Origin of the sequence: Heyndrickxia sporothermodurans, assembly GCF_003055045.1 — a bacterium.
GTDB classification, from domain to species: domain Bacteria; phylum Bacillota; class Bacilli; order Bacillales; family Bacillaceae_C; genus Heyndrickxia; species Heyndrickxia sporothermodurans.
The window spans coordinates 171529-195246 of the sequence record NZ_NAZB01000011.1; the positions used below are offsets into that span (position 1 = coordinate 171529).

Sequence of the window (23718 nt, forward strand, 5' to 3'; positions counted from 1 at the left end):
TTAATCATGGTTATTCTGTTCCCGTTAATTTCTTTGCTGTTTCAAAAAATATTTGAACGGCATTTGCGATATGTCGGGAGTCCGACCACTCCTCCGGACAATGGCTCAGACCATGTTTACTTGGAATGAATAGCATCCCGACATCCGTAAAGTCAGAAAAAACCATGGCATCATGGCCTGCACCGCTGTTAATTGAACAGTAAGGCAACTCTAACTTACTGCTGATTTCTTTTAATTGAGCGACAATCTCTTGATTCATGGCTTTCGGCCGCATATATAATTGCTGCTCTGCCAAAACTCGAATATCATTTGTGTTATATGACTCTATTAATTCGTTCAGTTTCCGAATGACATTTTGGATATGTTCTTCCTTACCAGACCGTATATCAACTGTAAAAACGCACTTTTTCGGGATGACGTTGGCACCGTTTGGAAAAACATTCAATTGCCCCGTTGTAATGACGGTTCCTTCCCCTTCTTCGATGGCGAGGTCAGGAAATTGAGCAATCATTTTAGCAGCAGTTACAAGTGCATCCGATCGTCGATCCATCGGTGTGGTGCCCGCATGTCCGGCCTGTCCTTCAACAGTGACTTCAAATTGAGTCAGACCGACAATTGTCTCCACTACACCAATCGGAATATTTTTTTCCTCAAGAATCGGTCCCTGTTCGATGTGCAACTCTAGGAAGGCCTTGATTGTTTTAGGATCTCTTTTTTTAGGAAGTAATGGATCCAATCCGATTTTTTCCATTGCTTCTATTGTAGTAATCCCATCTTTATCTTTTAACTTCTTGAAATCTTCTTCACTCAGCAAACCGGTAATCCCTCTTGAACCCATTAAACCTCCGCCAAATCGTGCTCCTTCTTCCTCAATTAATGCAATCACCTCTAGCGGGTATTTAGGTTTAATTTGATTTTCAGCAAAAAGTGCAGCTACTTCAAGACCTGCCACTACACCTGCAGGTCCGTCATAAGAACCTCCATTTGGAACAGAATCAAAATGGGAGCCAATGAGAACACTTGGCGCATTCTTTAGTGTACCATCGAGCTTTCCGAAAATATTACCCAATCCATCTTCATGAACCGTTAATCCGTATTCCTTCATTTTTTCAATCAGATAGTCCCGTGCCTGCCTGTCCTCTTTACTATAAGTAAGCCGTGTTGTCCCATTTCCAGGTGTAGCTGTAAATTGACCTAATGTGTTAATATGTTCTTCAATTCGTGCTTGAAGATTCTTCATTTAAATCGCCTCTTTTATTTATAAGAATTTGACAAAGATGCCTGCAAGTATAACTGATACAATAGTAACGGTGATAAACCCGCCGACCAGCATTGGCGGTAGCATGTGACTTGTCAGCACCTCTTTTTCTTTCTCATCTTTTGTTAATGATTTAATTACTTCATTCGTGATAATGTAGTCAGCTGGAAACCCATATAGGGCAGTTAAGGATATCGCAAATGCCATTTCCTTGCTTACGTTAAAGATCTTACCTGCGACAAATGAGAAAATGTACATCCCGATTACTCCAATCACAATTGTACCTACGAGTGGATAAATAATTTCCAACATCATGCTTGGTGTCGCCTGTTTTAACCCATCGAATATAAATAACATAAGTCCCATAATGGCAAAACCGAACGCATTTGCTTTTTGTAACGTCTGCTTCTCGAGAAAACCAATGCTTTTTCCAATTATCCCAAACAGTAAGCACAGAACAAACGGGCTAATTGATATAACAGGTGCCAATAGAGTGGAAACAATATAGGCAAGTAAAGCAACCAAAGCAAGTCTAAAAAACTTAAAGTACTCTGTGTTATATTTTTCCGGAAGTTTTTTAAAAAGTTTAAGCTCTGTCGACATTGCAGATTCTAGGGAAGCTGCAGTTTCAGCCGCCGAATGAGCTTGCGCCTTCACGGCTATTTCACCCTTGCGATACTGGTCAAGTAGTTTTTTCCCTTCTTTTTTTAACATGATTGAAGTAAGAGGGTATCCGGCAAATCCCTGCATAACGTAAATGACGATAGCAAATACCGATAGAGAAGCGAGACCTGCTTCCTTTGCCCCTTCTGACATGATCAAAGCGGACACGATACCACCTACCAGTGGCGGAATACCGACAACAACTGTTTTAAATCCATAAATAAAGGTTCCAATCCCCAACAACAGGACGATAATCCCTAATATCCCTGAAAGGGCAATAATAATAGTCTTCCATTGTTGTTTCAATTCTTCTAGGGACAGCAATGTTCCCATATTTGTAATTAGGAGGTACATCAGCATCGTTGCAACTACCGACGGTATACCAGCAATTGAAACGATTTCCTTTGGAAAGAATGTCCAATATCCGATAAGAAATAGAATTGCTGAAATAAAGATTGATGGCACCCAGGCTTTGGTTCGTACCGCCACCCAGTCTCCAATTAAAAGAATAAAAACGACAATGACTAAAGCTAGCATTTGCGGCATAAAGTTTACCTTCTTTCTATGATGTTGTATTTATTCGCATAACGAAGGAATAAATAATATTAATACAATAATATAATTATACTTTTCCGTCAATTCTAATTATTAATAATTTTCGTGCAACCGCTTTCAAAATAATAGATGCAGCAAATATTCATTTAACGTAAAAAGCACCTTCCTCCGAGGAAAGGTGCCTTTTATCGTTTTTCAGTAGAACTGGAAACTAGTCAAACTCAAAATGAATAGAGGTTTTAACTGTTACTACTTACGGGCGGAATAGCAATAATCTCTCTTTGAAAACTTCTTAAGTTGGATAACAATTTATTACCTTTTCTTTTTCTGTTGGACTAATGACCATCAGCCCCTTGTTCAGCTTCAGGTTTAATCGCAAAAAAAGTCGCAATCGCGGCAATTAAGCTCAAACCACTAAGCATGTAAAACCATGAATTTTCAGCACTTTTCATTAAAATAGCCATAACTGGCGGGCCTGCAGCTACACCGATAAAACGCATCGAGCTATATATCGAGGAAACCGTCCCACATTCTTGTTTTTTAATTCCTGAAGTTATAAAGGCATCAAGGCACGGTAAACTTACTCCTATACCAATTCCGCCTATTGTAAATAGCATCAACATAAACCACATTGTCTTCGAAAAACCTAGCACTGCTATCGATATAACCAATAAAATTATCCCTATAAACGTGACCCATTTCATTAAAACTTTGTTTTCTTTTATTAATTTCCCAGTAGTATAAGAAGCTAAGCAAAGAGCTGCTAATGGGATGGCAAGCAGAAGCCCCTTTTTTATATTTTTAATATGATAAACTTTCTCCAAAGTATCAGATAAGTAAAATAAAACGGAAAATAATACAAACATTAAGATAATCCCTATCATAAATATAGAATACAGCCATCTTGAATTATTTTTAAATGTTTCTTTTACGCTAGCAATAAATTTCTTAAAAGGAATCGGTTCTTGTCTTTTATTTGGAGTTTTCACTAGAAATAACATAAGTAAAATTGAAATTAAACAAAAAACAGGGATTGAAAAAAAGGGAATAAACCAATAAAATCCCGCTAAAAATGCCCCTAAAATCGGGCTCAAAACTTTTCCAAGTGTATTAGACGTTTCAATTAGTCCTAATGAGCTGCTTACTTCTTCGTCTGTCTTAAACATGTCGCCAATAAGCGGCATCACAATTGGGAAAGCTCCCGCAGCCCCTGCCCCTTGTAAAGCACGTCCGATTAAAATCATCCAATAGGGATGCTCCATTTTCCACCCCGCCCATGCAGCAATGAGTCCTCCAATCCCTGTAATGATCAAGCTTGGGATAATCACCTTTTTTCTCCCTATATGATCTGATAAAAATCCCGCAATAGGGATAAGAATGATGGCAACAATGGAGTAAATCGTAATAATAAAACTGCTTTGAAAAGAAGAAATGTCTAATTTGTTCTCCATAACCGTAAGAACCGGAATTAGCATCGAATTTCCAAGCGTCATGACAAGCGGTATTGAGGATATTGATAATACCGCCCATCTTTGATTATTCGATTTATTTTTCGAACGACTTTTTGAGCCTTTTTTTGATTTTATCGATTGAATATTTTCAACATAATCCATCAGATACACGCCTTTTTATCATAGTTATTTATTATTCTCTTTCATTTCCCGTGCGGATCGGTAAATCTTAGTGTTCATACTCCCTTGTATAATATTTTCTAAAAAAATTCACCTATTAACTCCAAATAGCTCTCATCCTCGAACATCTTTTTATCTTGTAATTCCATTTCGGCAAGTCCATCATAAATAGAAACAAGTGCATATGTATGATCATTTCCTGTTATTGGAGTTAATAATTCCACCTGATGATTATAATTTTCATTCCTAAATTTTTTTATTGCTTTAAGATTTTCAATTCCTTCTTTAAATTTATCTTGCTTTATTTCAAATGTTTGATAAACATATATTGGCATTGATGTCACTCCTAAAAATGAACTTTTGTATGTATAATATCCGCTTAAAACCTTCATTTATTCTTACAAAAAATAGAAGTAGGTATCTCATTTCACGAATAGAACTATTTAAGTGGTTGAATAAGTCCTTAATAGGGTTTGGTCTTCATTTTGGATATCATGTACATAAGTAGAGCTCCACCTTATTAATAGGCGGAGCTTATTTTATATACCTTGTGGATATAAATTATCACTTTTTTTCCTTCTCTTAACAAAATGCATGATAAGCACAACTACAACAATAAGAGCAACAAATAAGAGACTGACAAAAAATCCAAGCCTGCTTGTCTTATGAAATAATGTTCCGCTCACTGCAAACAAAATCAAAGCCATACCTGTAAATCTTTTTACATGATCAAAACCAGAAGCCTTAATAAGCCTTGGAAAAGAAATAAGAATAAAAAACCAGTTATATAAGAGCATTAATCCTGCAGCCGTTGTAATGTATTCATATACACGATCCGGCATAACACGAGAAAGAATGATTGAAACAATCAAACCACAAATGGTGAGACATAATGCAAATGGAGGGACCTTTAATTTCCCCTTTTTAGCAAATACTTTAGGTGCATCACCATCTTCTGCTAATGTTACAACCATACTTGTCACAGCAAATAACGAAGCGGCCATCGTTGAAAAACCGGCGATAATAATTCCCCCATTAAATAAATGTGGAAAAAAGGAAATATTGTATTGATCAAGAGCAATAACAAAGGGACTCTCCTTTGAATTAAATTTACTGGCGGTTACTAGACCTGTTGCTAAAATAAGTGAGATGAAATATATGAGGGTTAATATCATTAACATAATGGTCCCTGACTTTTTCGCATCTTCTTTCTTCTTTAATCTTGTCGCCATAATCCCCATAATTTCAATCCCACCGAATGCATAAAATCCAAAAATCAACGATGACCATAACCCCTTCATTCCATTCGGCAAGAATTCCTTTCGAGTTTTCGGCAGCGTAAAGTCGTGATGGTGTCCTCCAAATAATCCAAAGAGAACAGCAATTGCTAAAATAATAAACATAAAAATAGCAGCAACTTTAATTATAGCAAAAACATTTTGAGCCCGTTCAAAGCCTTTTGTTCCTATAATCACCACTACGATTCCAAGAATCGCATATCCAGTTGCAAATAACCATAATGGAGTGTTAGGAAACCAGAAACGAGTTAGAATTGAAAGTGCAGTTAGCTGACTCCCGGTTATTAACATTTCCGAAAACCAATACACCCACCCGCTACTGAAACCCGCCCATGGACCAAATGCTTTCTTAGCGTACGAACGAAACGACCCTTTTTGAGGATCCTTAGCAGACATTTTTGTTAAGGCATCCATTACAATATATGTACCAACTCCAGCTAACAAAAAGGTAATAAGAATTGAGGTTCCCGTCAGCTTAATCCCAATTCCAGAACCGAGGAAATATCCCGTCCCAATAATACATCCTACCCCAATAAGGGAAAGCTGCCACCAAGCTAATTTCTTTTCCTTCTCCTTACCGCCTTTTCCCCCTACACTTTCAGGAATCTCCATTAATAATTCCCTCCTTAGAATCTACATTAGTATGAACAGACTAAATTTCTATTATGTACTTGCCTACCTTATTAACTTAAAAAGCTGAACAAACGGGGGCTCTGAAACGCTTTTTTATCCCCACCTCTCCATCCACTACCATGTGCATAAATAATAACGGGTAGATTTTCCCCGTTTTGATTTGGCATAATAGGATCTATTATCAGGCAACTCTATAGTTGCGTATACTTGACAAGCAACCGTATAGTTGCTTATACTCAATATATGAATTGGGACAAAGACGCTATATTCAAAGCACTTGGCGATTCAACTCGGCGAATTATATTAGACGAACTTGCCGAACGCAACGAGATGACGTTGTATGAACTTACTGCGCGTCTCATTATGAAGCATGACCTTTCTATTTCGCGACAAGCGATTGCTAAACATCTTTCTGTATTGGAAAATGCAGGTCTAGTAAAATCAAAACGAAAAGGAAAATTTCGAGTACTTATCTTCAACAACGAACCACTTAAAAATTTACTGAAAGGATGGATAAAGTAATTTTATAAAAAGGTGCGGACAAATGGATGGTTTTTTCCGCTTGGAACCAGATTATTATCACAGTACCAAATATCAAAGGAGGCAAACATTATGAAAATCATTGTTACCAGTATCTTCGTTCAAGATCAAGATAAGGCATTGAAGTTTTATACAGAAACGTTAGGCTTTATAAAAAAGCATGACGTTCCTGTCGGAGAATTTAGATGGATAGCTCTTGTTTCTCCCGATGGTCAAGACGGAACCGAGCTTTTGCTCGAACCGAATGACAATCCGGCCGCCAAAGAATATCAAGAGAAGATATTTTCCCAAGGCATCCCAGCAACAATGTTTGGCGTTGAAGATGTTCGCGAAGAATACAACCGATTAATAAAACACGGAGTGAAGTTTACTATTGAACCGACAGAAATGGGCGACGTCACATTGGCTGTCTTCGATGATACATGTGGCAACCTTATTCAGATTGCCCAGCAGTGACTTTATGACGAAGAGTCCTCATAATGAAAATGTACCCTACTATAAAGGGTACATTTATTGTTGAGACAGTCTTTTCCGATTATTTTTTCCAATCTGTTGGATTTTCCCGCCATTCTTTAAGTGTTTCAAGGTCTTCCTCTACTATCACACCTTTTTGAAGTGCGACAGCAATTAATTCTGTATATGTTGCTAATGAATATGCCGGTATCTTCGCTTCCTTCAATTGTTCTTTTCCCTTAGCAAGTTCGTAAGTGAAAATAGAAACGACTCCTAATACCTCACAGCCGACACTTCTTAGTGCTTCCACAGCTGTAATAACACTACCACCTGTCGAGATTAAATCTTCCACGACGACGACTTTTTTACCTTCAGAGACTTTCCCCTCTATTTGATTTCCTTTTCCATGTGCTTTCGCTTTTGAACGTACATAACACATCGGAAGCTGTAGTTGGTCACTGACCCATGCTGCATGAGGAATTCCTGCTGTTGCCGTACCTGCGATGATTTCAACATCTGGAAAATGAGTAGTAATCAATTCACTTAATCCTTTGGCTATTTCTTTTCGAAGGGAAGGATAGGATAAGGTAAGTCGATTATCACAGTAAATTGGTGAAAGAATTCCGGATGACCAAGTAAATGGATCGTTAGGTTTCAAAAATACAGCTTCTATTGATAAAAGTTGTTCCGCAATTAAATTCGAATTAGTCATTTCCATTTCCCTCCCATAATTGTTTAACCTTTAAATATGTTTGCAGTGGGTCAGCCGACTTTGTGATAGTTCTTCCAACAACAATCGCAGATGAACCAATGTTTCTAGCAGATTGTGGGGTAACTACTCGTTTTTGATCATCGATAGAATCTTCCTCAAGGCGAATACCAGGAGTAACGCGGAGAAACTCTTTATTCGTCACCTTTTCAATTTCTCTTGCCTCAATTGCCGAACAGACAACACCATCTAAACCTGATTGATAGGTAAGTTTGGCATAATGCAGAACAGAATGTAAAATTGAATGTTCAATTAGCTGCTCATTTTTCATTTGTTCTTCAGAAGTGCTTGTTAATTGTGTGACAGCAATTAATAATGGACGCTTTTTACCAATTTCTGTTCCTGCTTCGAGTCCTGTAAGAGCTGCTTTCATCATATTTGATCCACCAGCTGCATGCACATTTACCATGTCAATATCAAGACGTGCCAATCCCTTCATCGCATGATGAACCGTATTTGGTATATCATGAAGTTTCAGATCAAGAAAAATTTTATGACCGTACTCCTTTAATTTTCCAATTAATTCTGGACCTGTTTGGTAAAATAATTCCATTCCTACCTTTACATAAAGGGATTCTGAATCGAACGCACGTAAAAAATCTATCGTTGAATCATAATTAGAAAAATCTAATGCGATGATAGGTGTATTAATCATGATCTTCCCAGCTCCTTCCGATCAATTCCGAAATATGTGAAAATCCTAATTCATCCAGTTTATTTGGTAATTCATTTATTAATTTTTGGCAAATAAATGGATCAATAAAGTTTGCTGTTCCTATTGCTACTGCACTAGCACCTGCGTAAAAGAATTCGATAATATCATCAACAGATTGAATACCGCCCATACCGATAATTGGTATTGACACTTGTTGGCTAACTTCATATATCATTCGGATTGCGACCGGTTTAATTGCCGGACCAGATAGACCACCTGTCCGGTTTGCTAATATTGGCTTTCCTGTGCGAATATCAATATTCATCCCGAGAAGCGTATTAATCATTGTTAGTCCATCGGCCCCCGCTTCTTCTACCGCTTTTGCCATATCAACAATATTGGCAACATTAGGGGAGAGTTTCACATACACAGGAACTTCTGAAACTTGCTTTACTTGTTTCGTTAAATCATGAGCAACTTCAGGAATTGTTCCAAAAGCAATTCCACCCGTTTTCACATTAGGACATGAAATATTAAGCTCAAGTGCTTTCACATTTGGGGCTTTTGATATTTGTTTCGCCACTTCTACATAATCCTCAGTCTGAGAGCCAGCAACATTCGCAATAATCGGTACATCAAATTGTTCTAACCATGGAAGTTCATTTTCTAATACTGATTGGAGTCCTGGATTTTGTAATCCAATCGCATTTAACATTCCTGCAGGAGTTTCGGCAACACGTGGTGTAGGATTCCCAAATCTCGCCTCATAAGTTGTTGCCTTTATCATAATAGAACCGAGGATACTTAAATCGTAGAACTGACTATATTCCTTCCCGAAGCCAAAGCATCCAGATGCGGGCATGATTGGGTTTTTTAACGACAATCCTGGTAATTCTATATTCAAGCGACTCATATAATCACCTCTCCAATTTTGAATACCGGACCATCACTGCAAACCTTGCGATATTTCGTACCAGACGGATCATCTGCTAGATGACAGACACATGCAAAACATGCGCCAATTCCACAACCCATTCTTTTTTCTAATGAAATATATCCTTCAATTGCTGGGTACTTATTTTCCAACGCTTTTAACATCGGCATTGGTCCACATGAATAAAGACAGTCAAAGGAGAGATCTTCTTGCTCCAATACATCCGTAACAAAGCCTTTTGTCCCTAATGAACCATCTACCGTTGCCACATATGTTTTTCCTAATCTACTAAATTCGTCCATATAGAATACTTTACTAGCCGTTTCATGACCTAATACATGGAAAACCTCAACACCTTGTTTGACAAGTTGCTTGGATAATTCATAGAGTGGAGGAACGCCAATTCCCCCGCCAACTAACAACGCTTTCTCACCTTTTTTTCTTTCGATCGGAAAGCCGTTTCCTAAAGGTCCAAGAACATCAATCGTTTCTCCGGCTTTTTTATGTGAAAGTATACGTGTTCCTTTCCCATCAGCCCGATAAATCATAGTAAATCTTTTGTTGGTGTGATCAATTTCAGCTATACTGATAGGTCTTCTTAATAATGGTTCGATAGATTTCGAAATTCGTAGGTGAACAAATTGACCCGGCTGCTTCATTTCATTAACAAGCTCACCTTCAAGGCTTAATTCAAATATTTGCGAAGCAATTTCCCTCTGAGAGCTTATTTTCATCTTCTCTTGCTTAATCATATCGTTACCACATCTTTTTTGATCTGATTTGCTGGCATCGCTTCTGACGAGAACGTCATTGATTCAAGCACCCTTAAGATGGCCTCAGCCGTATCTAATGATGTTAAACATGGAATATTATTTTCTACTGCTTCACGGCGAATTCTAAATCCATCACGCTCAGGCTGCTTTCCTTTTGTCAATGTATTTATGACAATTTGAACTTTTCCGTTTTTAATAACATCCAGCAGTGTAACGCCATCTGAGCCGATTTTATCAACAACATCCACTTTTAATCCTGTCGCTTGAAGGCTACCGGCAGTACCACTTGTTGCCATAAGCGTAAAGCCGATTGCGTCGAATCGCTTAGCAAGTTGGGTTGCCTCCTCTTTATCCTTATCAGCAACAGTAAACAGTACCGTTCCATAGTTTTGAATTTTCATACCTGAAGCTACTAGGCCTTTATACAATGCCTTTTCCAATGTCATATCTTTCCCCATTACTTCGCCAGTAGATTTCATTTCTGGTCCTAATGTAATATCGACTCTTCGAAGCTTAGCAAAAGAGAAAACTGGTACTTTCACATACACACCTTTCTTCTCCTTAACTAGTCCTGTTCCGTAGCCTAATTCTTTTAAGCTTTGCCCTAATATCACTTTCGTTGCTAGATTCGCCATTGGAACATTCGTAATTTTACTTAAAAACGGTACTGTTCGACTTGAACGTGGGTTTACCTCAATCACGTATAGTTGATCATTTGATATGACGTATTGGATATTTAATAACCCAATTATATCAAGTCCTTTTGCTAGTTTCGTTGTGTATTCTACGATTTTTTCCTTCATGCTCTCTGAAATACTTTGTGTTGGATACACGGCGATTGAATCTCCAGAGTGAACACCCGCACGTTCAATATGTTCCATAATTCCCGGAATTAATATGTCTTCTCCATCAGAAATGGCATCTACTTCGATTTCTTTTCCAATTAAATAGCGATCAATTAATACTGGATGGTTCGGATTTACTTGAACAGCATTTTCCATATATTGATATAATTCTTGCTCGTGATAAACGATTTCCATAGCTCTGCCTCCTAATACATAGGAAGGGCGAACTAGCACAGGATAACCGATATCATTAGCTATTGTTACCGCTTGTTCAACTGAAAAGGCTGTTTTTCCAAGTGGTTGACGGATATTCAATTGTTCCAACGCTTGCTCAAATTTATCGCGATTTTCGGCACGATCAAGGCTTTCTAACGATGTTCCGAGAATTTTGACACCTCTTTCCACAAGTTGTGATGCAAGGTTAATGGCTGTTTGGCCACCAAACTGGACGACTACCCCTTCAGGCTTTTCAAGGTCGATTATATGCATTACATCTTCAATTGTTAGCGGTTCAAAATATAGTTTATCTGAGATACTAAAATCGGTTGAAACCGTTTCTGGATTACTATTAATAATGATTGCCTCATACCCTGCCTCTTGAATCGCCCAAACGGAATGGACAGTTGCATAATCAAACTCGACACCTTGCCCGATGCGGATCGGACCAGAACCTAAGACAACGACACTTTTTTTATCTGTTACGATCGATTCATTTTCTTCTTCATACGTACCATAAAAATACGGTGTTTCCGATTCGAATTCTGCCGCACATGTATCAACCCTTTTATAAACAGGGATTAAATGATGTTGCTTTCTCCATTCGTAAACAGTTTTCTCATCTGAATTCCAAAGTCTCGCAAGCTTATGATCGGAAAATCCATATTCCTTTGCTTGTTTAGCTGTTTCTTTGTCAAATGGTTTATTGATTAATTCTTTTTCAAAGTGGATAATTTTTTGTATTTTATATAGGAAGAATAGGTCTATTTGACTCCATTCGTGAATCGTTTCGATTGTCACACCTCTGCGAAGTGCTTCACTTAAGTAAAAGATTCGTTCATCGCCAGCTTTTCGAATTCTCTTTTCAATCAGTTCATCACTAATTTGATCTGCATCAGCCAGTTCAAGATGATACGTATTGCTTTCTAGAGAACGAACTGCTTTTAATAATGATTCCTCGAAGCTTCTTCCTATTGCCATTACTTCCCCTGTTGCTTTCATTTGTGTTCCTAGTCTACGATTAGCTGATTCGAATTTATCAAACGGCCAGCGAGGGATTTTCGTAACAATATAATCTAATGCCGGTTCAAAACATGCATATGTTTTTCCTGTTACAGGGTTTATCATCTCGTCTAAAGTTAATCCCACTGCAATTTTTGCGGCTAGCTTTGCAATTGGGTAGCCAGTTGCTTTCGAAGCGAGAGCAGATGAGCGACTAACTCGTGGGTTTACTTCAATGATATAGTAATTAAAGCTATATGGATCAAGCGCTAACTGCACATTGCAGCCACCTTCGATTCCTAGTGCACGAATGATTTTTAATGAAACATTTCTAAGTAAATGGTATTCTCGATCACTTAATGTTTGGCTTGGAGCGACAACTATTGAGTCACCTGTATGGATTCCTACTGGATCGATATTTTCCATATTACATACAACAATTGCATTATCATTCGTATCACGCATCACTTCATATTCAATTTCTTTATAACCTGCAATGCTTTTTTCTAAGAGACATTGGTGAACTGGACTGTTATTTAACCCGCTTGTGACGATTTCTTTTAATTCCTCATCGTTTTCACAAATGCCTCCGCCTGTACCACCTAATGTGTATGCAGGTCGGACGATTACTGGGTAGCCAATATGTTTCACAAATTCGAATGCTTCATCTAGAGAATGAATAATATCACTTTCAGGTACAGGTTCATTTAAGTCTTTCATCAAGCTGCGAAACTCATCACGATCCTCTGCTTGCTTAATGGCAGATAATTTTGTTCCTAACACTTCCACATTGCATTCCTCGAGTATGCCCGCTTGTGCTAATTCCATTGCCATGTTTAACCCTGTCTGTCCACCTAATGTAGGCAAAATGGCATCAGGCTTTTCCTTACGAATAATTCTACTGATGAATTCTAATGTTAAAGGCTCGATGTATACAACATCTGCAATTTCAGTATCTGTCATAATCGTTGCAGGGTTAGAGTTTACAAGAATAACACGGTAACCTTCTTCCTTAAGTGCTAAGCATGCTTGTGTACCTGCATAGTCAAATTCAGCCGCTTGGCCGATAATAATCGGTCCTGAACCGATTACTAAGATACTTTTAATGTCTTTACGTTTAGGCATGTTGTTTCACCGTTCCTTTCCATTCTTCGATTCGTGATAAAAATTGATCAAATAAGAAATTCGTATCTTCAGGTCCAGGTGATGCTTCTGGATGATACTGTACAGTAAACACCGGATGAACTTGGTGCTCAAGTCCTTCAATTGTTTGATCATTTAAATTTATTTGAGTGACACGTAATTGTGTTGTTTGGATTGATTCTTCGTTCACCGCATATCCATGGTTTTGTGATGTGAAAAATACTTTTCCAGTGTGTAAATCTTTTACTGGATGATTTGCCCCGCGATGACCGAATTTTAATTTATACGTATCAGCTCCACATGCTAATGCAAATAATTGATGTCCTAAACAAATGCCGAAGATTGGTAGCTTCCCTATTAACTCTTTTATCATCTTGATTGCCTGAGGAACATCTTTCGGATCACCAGGTCCATTAGACAACATAACACCATCCGGCTTTAATGCTAAAATTTCAGCTGAACTTGTATTATATGGTACGACCGTTACATCACAATCTCGTTTATTAAGTTCTCTTAATATCCCATGTTTTGATCCGAAGTCAACTAACACGACATGATGCCCACGCCCAGGACTAGGATAAGCTTTTTGGGTCGATACTTGTTCAACTTGATTAGTAGGGAATTCTTGATTTTTTAATTGGTTTATCACTTCAGCTGGATTAGCAGAAATATGACAAATGGCACCTTTTAATGTTCCATATTGACGTATGATCCGGGTTAATTTTCTCGTGTCAATTCCAGAGATACCTGGAATATTTTTAAGTTTTAAAAATTCGGATAAACTCATATCATTCCGCCAGTTTGATGGAAACTCAGCTGCTTCCTTCACGATTAACCCTTTAATTGATGGTTGAATGGACTCATAATCATCACGATTAATTCCGTAGTTACCGATAAGCGGATAAGTTAGTGTAACGATTTGGCCGCAAAATGATGGATCTGTTATTGTTTCTTGATAGCCAGTCATCCCTGTTGTAAAAACAATTTCACCCACCATTTCAATCTCACTACCAAATGCCTTTCCAATCATGACTGTTCCATCTTCTAAAATTAATTGTCGTTTCATTTTCCAGCACCTCCTTCATTCCATTTCAATTCGCCGTCTACAAATGTTGCAACAGGCCAACCTTTACAATGCCATCCTGTAAAAGGTGTATTTTTTCCTTTCGATTCAAACTCTAAAGGATTGATGGCCATCTCTTTTTCTAAATTGATTAACGCAATGTCTGCGGCTGCTCCTACTTCCAATCGTCCGGATGACAATTGAAAAGCCTTAGCTGGAGCAATCGTTAGCCAATCAACTAATTGATTTAAAGTAAATATCCCTGTTTCAACGAAATGAGTGTATAGTAGTGGAAATGCCGTTTCTAAACCGACAATTCCAAATGGAGCGCTGCTCATTCCTTTACTTTTTTCTTCACTTGTGTGTGGCGCATGGTCGGTCGCAATGAAATCGATTGTTCCGTCTAATAGCCCTTCAAGAAGTGCTTCGCGGTCTTCCTTTCCTCTTAATGGCGGATTCATTTTATAATTTGTATCAAGACTTGGAATATCTTCGTCACATAAGAGTAAGTGATGTGGCGTGACTTCCGCCGTGACATGAATTCCCGCTCTTTTAGCATCGCGGACGAGGCGAACGGATTCTTTTGTGCTTATGTGGCAAACATGATAGTGACACCCGGCAGCTTCTGCAAGGAGAATATCTCTTGCAATATGAACGGACTCACAAACAGAAGGAATTCCTGGAATGTCATGCTTTTTAGAAAAATCTCCCTCATGTACTGCTCCGCCATAAATTAGTGAATTATCTTCACAGTGTGCAACAACTGCCATATTAAGTGCAGCCGCTCGTTTCATTGCCTCAAACATCGTACTTGCTGTTTGTACTCCTACGCCATCATCAGTAAAAGCGAATGCACCATTTTCCTTTAATCCTGCAAAATTTGTCAGTTCTTCCCCTAACTGACCTTTTGTAATTGCTGCATATGGTAATACCTTTACATGGGCTGTTTCTTCAATCCGGTTCATCAACCATTGCATTTGTTCAGGTGTATCCGGAACCGGCTTCGTATTAGGCATGCATGCAACGGTAGTAAACCCACCTTTAGCCGCAGCCATTGTTCCTGTTTCTATCGTTTCTTTATGCTCACCACCCGGCTCCCTTAAGTGAATATGTAAATCGATAAATCCTGGTGTTAGTAAACTGCCATTTGCATCAAAAATCGTTTCATCATATATTTCTAACTGTTCTCCAATTTCTTTGATTACACCGTTATGAATACGAATATCAGCCTGCATTTGTTTTCCATTTCCTGCTAAAATTTTTCCGTTTTTAATAATGTAATTCATGTAAACAACCCCTAACTGAATTTTCTAATGCTCGTTTAATGACAGCCATACGAATATAAACGCCATTTGCCATTTGCTTAAAAATTCTCGATTTTTTGCTCTCAACTAGTTCATCAGCAATCTCAACATTTCTATTGATTGGTGCAGGATGCATGATAATACTTCCGTTTTTCATTCTGCTTTCGCGTTCCACCGTTAAGCCATATTGTTCATGGTATTGTTTTGCTGTATAAGTAGATTGTCCTTGATGTCTTTCATGTTGAATTCTGAGAAGCATGACAACATCTGCCTGTTCGATCGCTTGATTAATAGGTACATAGTTTCCTAGTGAAAATGTGTGGTCAAACCATTCAGGTGGGCCCGAAAACACTACATTTGCCCCTAGTTTTGTTAAAGCTTCCATATTTGAACGGGCTACTCGACTATGTGAGATATCGCCTATTATCGTAATATTTAAGCCACTGAAACCACCGAATTCTTGTTTAATGGTGAATAAATCTAGTAATGATTGGGTTGGGTGCTGACCACAACCATCCCCTCCATTAATAATCGGAATATTTATTTTTGGTACTAATTCCTTATAATAATGATCCTGATTATGCCGTATAACTGCTAGGTTTACACCAATCGATTCTAGTGTTTTTACTGTATCGTACAATGTCTCACCTTTTTGCAAGCTAGACGTACTAGTTTCAAACGGAATGACTTCTAACCCTAACTTTCTTTCCGCCATTTCAAAACTGCATTTCGTTCTTGTGCTTGGTTCAAAAAATAAATTTGCTGCATACATTTTTTTAGGCGATGACCATGTACTGCCGTCCTTAAACATTTGAGCTTCTAGCAAAATTTCATTAATATCTGCATTTGTTAAATCCGCCATTGTTAATAAATGACACAAAGTAAATTCCTCCTTTTAAAAAAAACGCCCTATCTTAAATTAGGGCGTTTTTTTAATGTGTAACTTCATGTACACATTGAATGAAACACCCTTGTAAGTCTCTCTGGACTTCACTTAAAAGGTGATATGTTAATACTCATTTTCAATTTCACTAAACAGATCCAATTCTGAATCCTCTGTCGGTCTGCCAGGCAAGACAAGGTTTAGAATCACACCTAATATTGCAGCTAATGCCATTCCTGATAGCTCAAATCCTTCAGTAAATCTAATGAATGCTCCCCCTATTCCTACAACTAGGATGACGGAAGAAATGAGTAGATTACGATTATCTGCAAAATCGATTTTATGCTCAACAAGCATTCTTAGACCGCTTGCAGCAATAATTCCAAATAATACGATAGATACGCCACCCATTACAGCTGTTGGGATGGAACTCAATAGGGCACTAATTTTTCCAATGAAACTGAAAGCTAACGCAAGAACACCGGCACCGCCAATTACGTATACGCTATATGCTCGAGTGATTGCCAGGACTCCGATATTTTCTCCGTAAGTAGTTGTTGGCGGGCCACCAATTAGCGATGCGATAACGATTGAAACTCCATCACCTAACAGGGAACTATCTAGACCAGGATCCGCAACTAAGTCACGGTTTACAACTTTACTCAATACGATTTGGTGTCCAATATGTTCAGATAAAGTTACAATGGCAACAGGTACCATTAGCATCACAACTTGCCAAGAGAATGTCGGTTCATATGATATGAAAGGGAAAACAAAATCTGGTAATGCAAACCACTTCGCTTCAATGACACCTGAAAAATCTACTAATCCGGCAAATACAGAGATAATATAGCCTCCAATTATTCCTATGAGTACTGGGATTAGTTGAAAAAACCCTTTAAAAAATGTTGAACTAATAATGATGATTGCAATTGTGCAGAGGGCGACAACGATATGTTTTGTACTATAAATTAGATCTGCTTGAGGTGCACCTGGATTTTCGTACATTGCCATTCCTACTGCCGTTCCAGCAAGTCCTAGACCGATAACGATTATTACTGGTGCTACAACGATCGGTGGCAAAAGTCTCATTAACCATCTATATCCTAGTTTATTTATTAGTAAAGCAACAAGTCCGTAAATGATTCCGGCAAAAAAGGTTCCCAGCATGGCAGCTCCCGGACCACCTAATGCCTTTGCACTTATTAGTGGAGCAATGAAAGCAAAAGATGAACCTAGGTAAGCAGGAACCTTTCCTCTTGTGATAAGTATATAGGCAAGTGTTCCTAATCCACTCGAAGCAAGTGCTACTGCAGGACTTAAATGCACGAGTAGCGGAACTAAAACCGTTGATCCAAACATCGCAAACAAATGTTGGATGCTTAGGCTAATCCATTGGGATGTATTTGGTTTTTCATTGATGTCTAGTATGATTTCTGCATTTTTTCCCATTATTTAATCTCCTTTTTCTTAAGATGTACCTAACAACGGTTCTCATACAAAAAAACCTCTTTATAGCAAGAAGCCACAAAGAGGTTAGTCCATCATTGAATATCACAAAATCCAATAATAGATATCCACCTTTGTCAGCCTCTCTGGACTGCTTTTAAAAGGATGTATTTAATTTTCATAAATACTTACTTGATCCAATTCATCCACTTCATTAAGTGCAACAACAATTCGCTCTGAACTGGATGTAGGAATATTTTTTCCGATAAAATCTGCACGGATAGGCAGTTCTCGATGTCCCCGGTCTACTAGTACGGCTAATTGAATTTGCGAAGGTCTTCCAATATCCATCAACGCATCCATTCCTGCGCGAACCGTTCGACCTGTGTATAATACATCATCCACTAATATAACCTTCTTATTATTTATATCAGTTGGAATATGTGAACCTTTTACTTCTGGTACCGCATTCTCGGTCTTTTCCGTTAAATCATCACGATACAAAGTAATATCCAAAACCCCAACTTGTATCGATTCCCCTTCAATTTGCCCAATCCTTTCGGCTAATCGCTTAGCTATATGAATCCCACGGGTTTTAATTCCTACGAGAATGCAATTTTCAATACCTTTATTTCTCTCGATTATTTCATGAGCAATACGGGTAAGAGCTCTTCGAATAGCTTGTTGATCTAGAACAACTGCTTTTTGAGACATTTTTTTCACCTCTCAGATAAAAAACCCTCTCACCTAGAGGAGAGAGGGTTGACGAATGCATGTCTAACTATTAATAGCTTAAATTCGCTATATCCGTTTCCTTCTCAGCCTCACAGGACTGTATTAAAGGGGCTTATTAAATTATATTTAGAATACTATTAGTTTGCCTGTCTGTCAACTATTTTTTAAGGGACTGGATCAATTGAAGAAAATCTTCAGGCAATGGTGCTTCGAATTCCATGTATTTTTCGGTACGTGGATGGACAAATCCCAACACACCTGCATGCAGTGCTTGACCATTAATTGACAATGTTTTCCTTGGACCGTACTTAGGATCACCCGCAAGTGGAAATCCAATATATTTCATATGGACGCGAATTTGGTGGGTGCGTCCTGTTTCTAATTGACATTCTACAAATGTAAAATCGTTAAAACGATCGAGTACGCGAAAATGCGTTACTGCATGTTTACCACTATCTACAACTGTCATTCTTTGACGATCAACTGGATCCCTGCCAATTGGAGCATCTATCGTTCCATAATCATGTGGAATATTTCCATGGACGATTGCAAAATATTTTCTTGTTACGGATTTATCAACCAATTGGTTTACTAGACGCTCGTGGGAGAAATCATTTTTGGCAACCATTAATAATCCGGAAGTATCTTTATCAATCCGATGGACAATCCCAGGTCTCATTACACCATTAATGCCGGAAAGATCAGTACAATGTGCCATTAAACCATTTACTAACGTACCTGATGTATGACCTGGGGCAGGATGTACTACCATTCCTTTTGGTTTATTAACAACTAAAACATCTCCATCTTCATAATAAATATCAAGATTCATGTCTTCAGCCTCTACATCTAATTCTTCTGGCTCAGGGATTTCTATTACTAGTTGATCATTAATCATACATTTATAATTTGCTTTAACGTTTTTTCCGTTTACAGTTACATGACCTTCTTTAAGCCATTGCTGTACTTGCGAACGGGACCATTCTTCATTTAGAGCAGAAATAACTTTGTCGATCCTTTCATTATTTTCACTCTCAAGAATGATGTGTTCCATTTTTTCCATAAGTTTTCTCCTTTGATTGTCGTTCTTCTCTCAACATTTGTATGAGAAGCAGAACAACCCCGATCGTTAATGCTGCATCCGCGATATTAAAAATAGGAAAATCGATAATTTCCGCATAAAGAAAGTCAATAACTTCTTTTCGGAAAAGTCGATCAATAAAGTTTCCAATTGCACCGCCCAGCATAAAAGCCAAACTAATCCCTAATAAAGGTTTTCCTTTTGCATGTTTTTGAATGTAATAAATAATTCCCCCAACCACAATAATCGTGATTAAATAAAATAACCACATCTGGCCTTGTAAAATTCCCCATGCGGCACCTTGATTCCGATGGGATGTAATTGAAAAAACATTTTCGATTACAGGAATTCTTTCTCCAATTTCCATGTTTTTCTCAACTAGAATTTTTGTTAATTGGTCTAAAGCTATAACAAATAAAGAAATTATGTAATATATCACAAAGGAAACCCCCGTATCTTTTTCGTTAAAAAAGCTTTGCTTCCTTTGCATTGTAGCATAAAACGGGGGACTTAGAAAAGCTTATTTGTCATTAGCTAAAAGGGATTGTAATTTTTCCAAAGGACCATAATTGTTTCCATTCGTCAGAGGTTTTTAATGTAGGTATTGTTTCAAGCCATTCTTTCGGAATCGGTTCGCCATTTCGTTCACATTTTCCATAATTACCTTCATTCCATTTTGATAGGGCGGTATTAATGTCCTTTAATTCATCATTAATCAACTCTTTAATTAAGTCATCATTCGTTTCGTAAGAATTTAATTCTACTTTTAGATCATGAAGTAAATGAAATAAATGTTGATGTTCATCATTAAGGTACATTGATATTCCCTCCTTCATAGGTTGATGTTAGCTTACCCTTATTTTTTAATTATTTATCGAGTAACTCTTTCATAAAGTTACAGAAAATAGAAAACCCTCGAAGAATTACCTCCGAGGGTTTTATCTTTATGCGTTATAATAAGATTCTTTAACAACAGCAGCACATCTAGGACACAATGTTGGATGTTCTTCAACTTTCCCAACATCAGGGGTAACAACCCAGCAGCGCTCGCAAGTTTCACCATCCGCTTTTTCAACCAAAATAGCGGCATGTTCAAGCTTCAGTGCTTGTTCTGGCGCATCTTCAACAGAACCGGCAATTTCAAATCCAGAAACAATAAATAATTGGTTCATGTTTTCTGAAATGGAATCTAATAATTGTTTTGTTTTTTCATTTACAAATAAAGTAATTTTTGCAGTTAATGATTTTCCAATTACTTTTTCATTACGTGCCTCTTCTAAAGCTTTTAAAACGTCATTACGAAGTTTTAAAAATTCTCCCCATTTGCTTTTCAGCTCATTTGCATTTGGTAAGTCACTGAATTCCGGCATATCTGTTAATTGGACGCTTTCTTCTGCCGTACCAGGAATATATGCCCATACTTCATCAGCTGTGTGAGGCAAGATTGGTGATAAGAGTTTCGTTAACGCTGTTAAACAATCATATAATACAGTTTGCATTGCACGTCGTTCAAAATTGTCTTTTGCTTCGATATATAAAACATCTTTTGCAAAATCTAAATAGAATGAACTTAAATCTAATGTACAGAAGTTATTGACCGCATGATAAATACTTGAAAATTCATAGTTTTCGTATGCATCATGTGCATGTTTAATTAAATCATTCAATTTCACTAGCATATATTGATCAACTTCACGTAAATCTTCGTAAGCAATTTTATCTGAAGAAGGATCAAAATCGGATAAATTCCCTAATAAGAAACGGAATGTGTTACGAATTTTGCGATAAACTTCTGATACTTGTTTCAAAATGGCATCAGAGACACGAACATCCGCCTGATAATCAACAGAAGCAACCCATAAACGGATAATATCTGCCCCTAATTGATTGATTACTTTTCCTGGTAAAATTACATTTCCTAAAGACTTACTCATTTTACGTCCTTCACCATCAAGTGCGAACCCGTGGCTTAACACCCCTTTATACGGTGCTTTCCCCGTCACAGCTACAGCAGTTGTTAATGAAGAGTTGAACCAGCCACGATATTGGTCGGAACCTTCTAAATATAAATCTGCAGGGCGTTGTAAGTCATCACGCTCATATAATACTGCCTGATGAGAAGATCCCGAATCAAACCATACATCCATAATGTCATTTTCTTTCGTAAATTTACCATTTGGACTTCCCGGGTGAGTGAAGCCATCAGGTAATAATTCATTTACTTCTTTTTCAAACCAAACATTTGAACCATGTTCACGGAAAAGTTCTGAAACATGTTCAATTGTTTCGTCTGTAATAATTGGTTCACCATTTTCCGCATAGAATACAGGAATTGGTACACCCCATGCACGCTGTCTAGAAATACACCAATCACCACGATCACGAACCATATTAAACAGTCGGGTTTCTCCCCATGATGGAACCCATTTTACTTCTTTGATAGCTTCCAATAATGCAGGACGGAATTTATCAATTGAAGCAAACCATTGTGCCGTTGCCCGGAAAATTACCGGTTTTTTCGTTCTCCAGTCATGTGGATAAGAATGGGTAATAAAGCTTAATTTTAATAGCGCACCGACTTCTTCTAACTTTTCGGAGATTGGTTTATTTGCTTTATCGTAAAATAGCCCTTCAAATCCAGGTGCCTCTGCCGTCATGACACCTTTATCATCAACAGGACATAAAACGTCCAAACCATATTTTTTCCCTACAAGAAAGTCATCTTCCCCATGTCCGGGCGCAGTATGAACACAACCCGTACCGGAATCTGTCGTAACATGTTCGCCTAACATAACTAATGAATCACGATCATAGAATGGATGTTTCGCTAAAATATATTCTAATTCTTTACCGAGAACCGTTTTAACAATTTGTGGTGAATTCCATTCTAAAACTTCGGATACTTCTTCAAGAAGCGCTTCAGCAACTAAATATTTTTCATTTGCTACATTTACAACTACATATTTTAGTTCCGGATGAACGGTAATTCCAAGGTTAGCGGGAATTGTCCAAGGTGTTGTTGTCCAAATGATAATTTTTGTTTCATTATCTAATACACCTTTTCCATCTTTTACTTCAAATGCTACATAAATAGAAGCTGAACGTTTATCTTGGTATTCTATTTCCGCTTCCGCTAAAGCCGATTCGCTTGACGGAGACCAGTAAACTGGTTTCAGTCCTTTATAAATATAGCCTTTCTTCGCCATTTCTCCGAAAACTTTAATTTGTTGTGCCTCATATTCAGGTTTTAATGTTAAATATGGATTTTCCCAATCACCACGAACACCTAAACGTTTAAATGCTGTCCGTTGATTATCTACTTGCTGATATGCATATTCAGCACATAATTGCCGGAATTCTGCGATTGTCATTTCTTTTCTTTTTACACCTTTATTCGTTAACGCCTGTTCAATTGGAAGACCATGTGTGTCCCAGCCAGGAACATATGGAGCTTGATAGCCGGTCATTGATTTGTAGCGGACGATAAAGTCTTTTAATGTTTTATTTAATGCATGACCCATATGAAGATCTCCATTGGCATATGGTGGTCCATCGTGAAGAACAAAAAGCGGTCTGCCTTTAGTTTTGTCTTGAACTTTTTGATAAATATTCATTTCTTCCCATTTTGCTTGGATTTCTGGTTCTCTTTTTGGGAGATTTCCACGCATCGGAAATTCTGTTTTTGGCATTAATAGCGTATCTTTATAATCCATGTCTTTTCCTCCTAATTATTTGACTCCGTTACAAGTTTAATGATTTCCTCTATTTATTGACAATTAACTAAGGTGCCATACAAATAAATAGAAAAAGCCTTCTCATCCCTGGAAGGGACGAG

General features: G+C 37.8%; 21 protein-coding genes and 1 other annotated feature (1 of these 22 only partly in view). Of the genes, 2 read left to right on the forward strand and 19 right to left on the reverse strand.

What is annotated here, in order from left to right; genetic code table 11:
- Positions 1-10 precede the first annotated feature (10 nt).
- The 5 genes from B5V89_RS04685 to B5V89_RS04705 all read right to left on the reverse strand — a co-directional run bounded on the left by B5V89_RS04685 (position 11) and on the right by B5V89_RS04705 (position 6017).
- Positions 11-1240 (reverse strand): Zn-dependent hydrolase, encoded by a 1230-nt coding sequence (locus B5V89_RS04685; protein WP_066230159.1) that lies wholly within the window; start codon positions 1238-1240, stop codon positions 11-13.
- An 18-nt stretch (positions 1241-1258) separates the two neighbouring features.
- Positions 1259-2467: a hypothetical protein gene (locus tag B5V89_RS04690; RefSeq protein ID WP_066230157.1), complete on the reverse strand. Its 1209-nt coding sequence runs from the start codon at positions 2465-2467 to the stop codon at positions 1259-1261.
- A gap of 344 nt (positions 2468-2811) precedes the next feature.
- Positions 2812-4089, reverse strand: a complete 1278-nt coding sequence (gene bcbE / locus B5V89_RS04695; RefSeq protein ID WP_066230154.1) for a bacillibactin exporter BcbE — start codon at positions 4087-4089, stop codon at positions 2812-2814.
- A gap of 98 nt (positions 4090-4187) precedes the next feature.
- Entirely contained in the window at positions 4188-4442 is a 255-nt protein-coding gene (locus B5V89_RS04700; protein WP_244913439.1) for a hypothetical protein, read from the reverse strand.
- A gap of 204 nt (positions 4443-4646) precedes the next feature.
- Positions 4647-6017 carry an amino acid permease gene (locus tag B5V89_RS04705; protein ID WP_108070677.1) on the reverse strand — a complete coding sequence of 457 codons (1371 nt, stop codon included), beginning with the start codon at positions 6015-6017 and terminating at the stop codon, positions 4647-4649.
- 264 nt (positions 6018-6281) lie between these two features.
- Between B5V89_RS04705 and B5V89_RS04710 the strand changes: the two genes are divergently transcribed.
- Positions 6282-6560 (forward strand): ArsR/SmtB family transcription factor, encoded by a 279-nt coding sequence (locus B5V89_RS04710; protein ID WP_108070736.1) that lies wholly within the window; start codon positions 6282-6284, stop codon positions 6558-6560.
- 90 nt (positions 6561-6650) lie between these two features.
- On the forward strand, positions 6651-7034 hold the full coding sequence (locus tag B5V89_RS04715; RefSeq protein ID WP_108070679.1) for a VOC family protein: 384 nt from the start codon (positions 6651-6653) through the stop codon (positions 7032-7034).
- A 79-nt stretch (positions 7035-7113) separates the two neighbouring features.
- Here the strand turns inward: B5V89_RS04715 and pyrE are convergent, their stop codons facing one another.
- The 14 genes from pyrE to ileS all read right to left on the reverse strand — a co-directional run bounded on the left by pyrE (position 7114) and on the right by ileS (position 23596).
- Positions 7114-7743: an orotate phosphoribosyltransferase gene (pyrE, locus tag B5V89_RS04720; RefSeq protein ID WP_244913440.1), complete on the reverse strand. Its 630-nt coding sequence runs from the start codon at positions 7741-7743 to the stop codon at positions 7114-7116.
- Positions 7736-8455 carry an orotidine-5'-phosphate decarboxylase gene (gene pyrF / locus B5V89_RS04725; protein WP_066230139.1) on the reverse strand — a complete coding sequence of 240 codons (720 nt, stop codon included), beginning with the start codon at positions 8453-8455 and terminating at the stop codon, positions 7736-7738. Before pyrF ends, pyrE begins: the two co-directional genes overlap by 8 nt.
- Positions 8448-9368: a dihydroorotate dehydrogenase gene (locus B5V89_RS04730; protein WP_107920590.1), complete on the reverse strand. Its 921-nt coding sequence runs from the start codon at positions 9366-9368 to the stop codon at positions 8448-8450. The genes pyrF and B5V89_RS04730 overlap by 8 nt, the downstream gene beginning before the upstream one ends.
- Complete coding sequence (locus B5V89_RS04735; protein ID WP_107920589.1) at positions 9365-10141, reverse strand: dihydroorotate dehydrogenase electron transfer subunit; 777 nt, start codon at positions 10139-10141, stop codon at positions 9365-9367. Before B5V89_RS04735 ends, B5V89_RS04730 begins: the two co-directional genes overlap by 4 nt.
- Positions 10138-13350: a carbamoyl-phosphate synthase large subunit gene (carB, locus tag B5V89_RS04740; RefSeq protein WP_108070682.1), complete on the reverse strand. Its 3213-nt coding sequence runs from the start codon at positions 13348-13350 to the stop codon at positions 10138-10140. Before carB ends, B5V89_RS04735 begins: the two co-directional genes overlap by 4 nt.
- Positions 13343-14434 (reverse strand): carbamoyl phosphate synthase small subunit, encoded by a 1092-nt coding sequence (locus B5V89_RS04745; RefSeq protein WP_066230127.1) that lies wholly within the window; start codon positions 14432-14434, stop codon positions 13343-13345. The genes carB and B5V89_RS04745 overlap by 8 nt, the downstream gene beginning before the upstream one ends.
- Positions 14431-15717, reverse strand: a complete 1287-nt coding sequence (locus B5V89_RS04750; RefSeq protein ID WP_107920588.1) for a dihydroorotase — start codon at positions 15715-15717, stop codon at positions 14431-14433. The genes B5V89_RS04745 and B5V89_RS04750 overlap by 4 nt, the downstream gene beginning before the upstream one ends.
- Complete coding sequence (locus tag B5V89_RS04755; protein ID WP_066230123.1) at positions 15701-16615, reverse strand: aspartate carbamoyltransferase catalytic subunit; 915 nt, start codon at positions 16613-16615, stop codon at positions 15701-15703. Before B5V89_RS04755 ends, B5V89_RS04750 begins: the two co-directional genes overlap by 17 nt.
- Positions 16616-16744: 129 nt before the next feature.
- Positions 16745-18070 (reverse strand): solute carrier family 23 protein, encoded by a 1326-nt coding sequence (locus B5V89_RS04760; RefSeq protein ID WP_108070684.1) that lies wholly within the window; start codon positions 18068-18070, stop codon positions 16745-16747.
- A 168-nt stretch (positions 18071-18238) separates the two neighbouring features.
- Positions 18239-18781, reverse strand: a complete 543-nt coding sequence (pyrR, locus tag B5V89_RS04765) for a bifunctional pyr operon transcriptional regulator/uracil phosphoribosyltransferase PyrR (protein WP_107920586.1) — start codon at positions 18779-18781, stop codon at positions 18239-18241.
- A 178-nt stretch (positions 18782-18959) separates the two neighbouring features.
- Positions 18960-19865: an RluA family pseudouridine synthase gene (locus tag B5V89_RS04770; RefSeq protein WP_107920585.1), complete on the reverse strand. Its 906-nt coding sequence runs from the start codon at positions 19863-19865 to the stop codon at positions 18960-18962.
- The gene (gene lspA / locus B5V89_RS04775) at positions 19837-20322 is read right to left on the reverse strand and encodes a signal peptidase II (protein ID WP_066230114.1); all 486 of its coding nucleotides are present in this window, start codon (positions 20320-20322) and stop codon (positions 19837-19839) included. The genes B5V89_RS04770 and lspA overlap by 29 nt, the downstream gene beginning before the upstream one ends.
- Positions 20323-20413: 91 nt before the next feature.
- The gene (locus tag B5V89_RS04780; RefSeq protein WP_107920584.1) at positions 20414-20701 is read right to left on the reverse strand and encodes a TraR/DksA family transcriptional regulator; all 288 of its coding nucleotides are present in this window, start codon (positions 20699-20701) and stop codon (positions 20414-20416) included.
- 126 nt (positions 20702-20827) lie between these two features.
- The gene (gene ileS, locus B5V89_RS04785; protein ID WP_108070686.1) at positions 20828-23596 is read right to left on the reverse strand and encodes an isoleucine--tRNA ligase; all 2769 of its coding nucleotides are present in this window, start codon (positions 23594-23596) and stop codon (positions 20828-20830) included.
- Positions 23597-23706: 110 nt separating this feature from the next.
- Positions 23707-23718: a binding site (T-box leader), on the reverse strand; it runs 224 nt beyond the window's last position.

Bases quoted from the DNA above. Each gene is read 5' to 3' on its own strand.
- B5V89_RS04685 (WP_066230159.1), bottom strand. From the start codon at position 1,240: ATGAAGAATCTTCAAGCACGAATTGAAGAACATATTAACACATTAGGT.
- B5V89_RS04690 (WP_066230157.1), bottom strand. From the start codon at position 2,467: ATGCCGCAAATGCTAGCTTTAGTCATTGTCGTTTTTATTCTTTTAATT.
- bcbE (WP_066230154.1), bottom strand. From the start codon at position 4,089: ATGGATTATGTTGAAAATATTCAATCGATAAAATCAAAAAAAGGCTCA.
- B5V89_RS04700 (WP_244913439.1), bottom strand. From the start codon at position 4,442: ATGCCAATATATGTTTATCAAACATTTGAAATAAAGCAAGATAAATTT.
- B5V89_RS04705 (WP_108070677.1), bottom strand. From the start codon at position 6,017: ATGGAGATTCCTGAAAGTGTAGGGGGAAAAGGCGGTAAGGAGAAGGAA.
- B5V89_RS04710 (WP_108070736.1), top strand. From the start codon at position 6,282: ATGAATTGGGACAAAGACGCTATATTCAAAGCACTTGGCGATTCAACT.
- B5V89_RS04715 (WP_108070679.1), top strand. From the start codon at position 6,651: ATGAAAATCATTGTTACCAGTATCTTCGTTCAAGATCAAGATAAGGCA.
- pyrE (WP_244913440.1), bottom strand. From the start codon at position 7,743: ATGACTAATTCGAATTTAATTGCGGAACAACTTTTATCAATAGAAGCT.
- pyrF (WP_066230139.1), bottom strand. From the start codon at position 8,455: ATGATTAATACACCTATCATCGCATTAGATTTTTCTAATTATGATTCA.
- B5V89_RS04730 (WP_107920590.1), bottom strand. From the start codon at position 9,368: ATGAGTCGCTTGAATATAGAATTACCAGGATTGTCGTTAAAAAACCCA.
- B5V89_RS04735 (WP_107920589.1), bottom strand. From the start codon at position 10,141: ATGATTAAGCAAGAGAAGATGAAAATAAGCTCTCAGAGGGAAATTGCT.
- carB (WP_108070682.1), bottom strand. From the start codon at position 13,350: ATGCCTAAACGTAAAGACATTAAAAGTATCTTAGTAATCGGTTCAGGA.
- B5V89_RS04745 (WP_066230127.1), bottom strand. From the start codon at position 14,434: ATGAAACGACAATTAATTTTAGAAGATGGAACAGTCATGATTGGAAAG.
- B5V89_RS04750 (WP_107920588.1), bottom strand. From the start codon at position 15,717: ATGAATTACATTATTAAAAACGGAAAAATTTTAGCAGGAAATGGAAAA.
- B5V89_RS04760 (WP_108070684.1), bottom strand. From the start codon at position 18,070: ATGGGAAAAAATGCAGAAATCATACTAGACATCAATGAAAAACCAAAT.
- pyrR (WP_107920586.1), bottom strand. From the start codon at position 18,781: ATGTCTCAAAAAGCAGTTGTTCTAGATCAACAAGCTATTCGAAGAGCT.
- B5V89_RS04770 (WP_107920585.1), bottom strand. From the start codon at position 19,865: ATGGAAAAAATGGAACACATCATTCTTGAGAGTGAAAATAATGAAAGG.
- B5V89_RS04780 (WP_107920584.1), bottom strand. From the start codon at position 20,701: ATGTACCTTAATGATGAACATCAACATTTATTTCATTTACTTCATGAT.
- ileS (WP_108070686.1), bottom strand. From the start codon at position 23,596: ATGGATTATAAAGATACGCTATTAATGCCAAAAACAGAATTTCCGATG.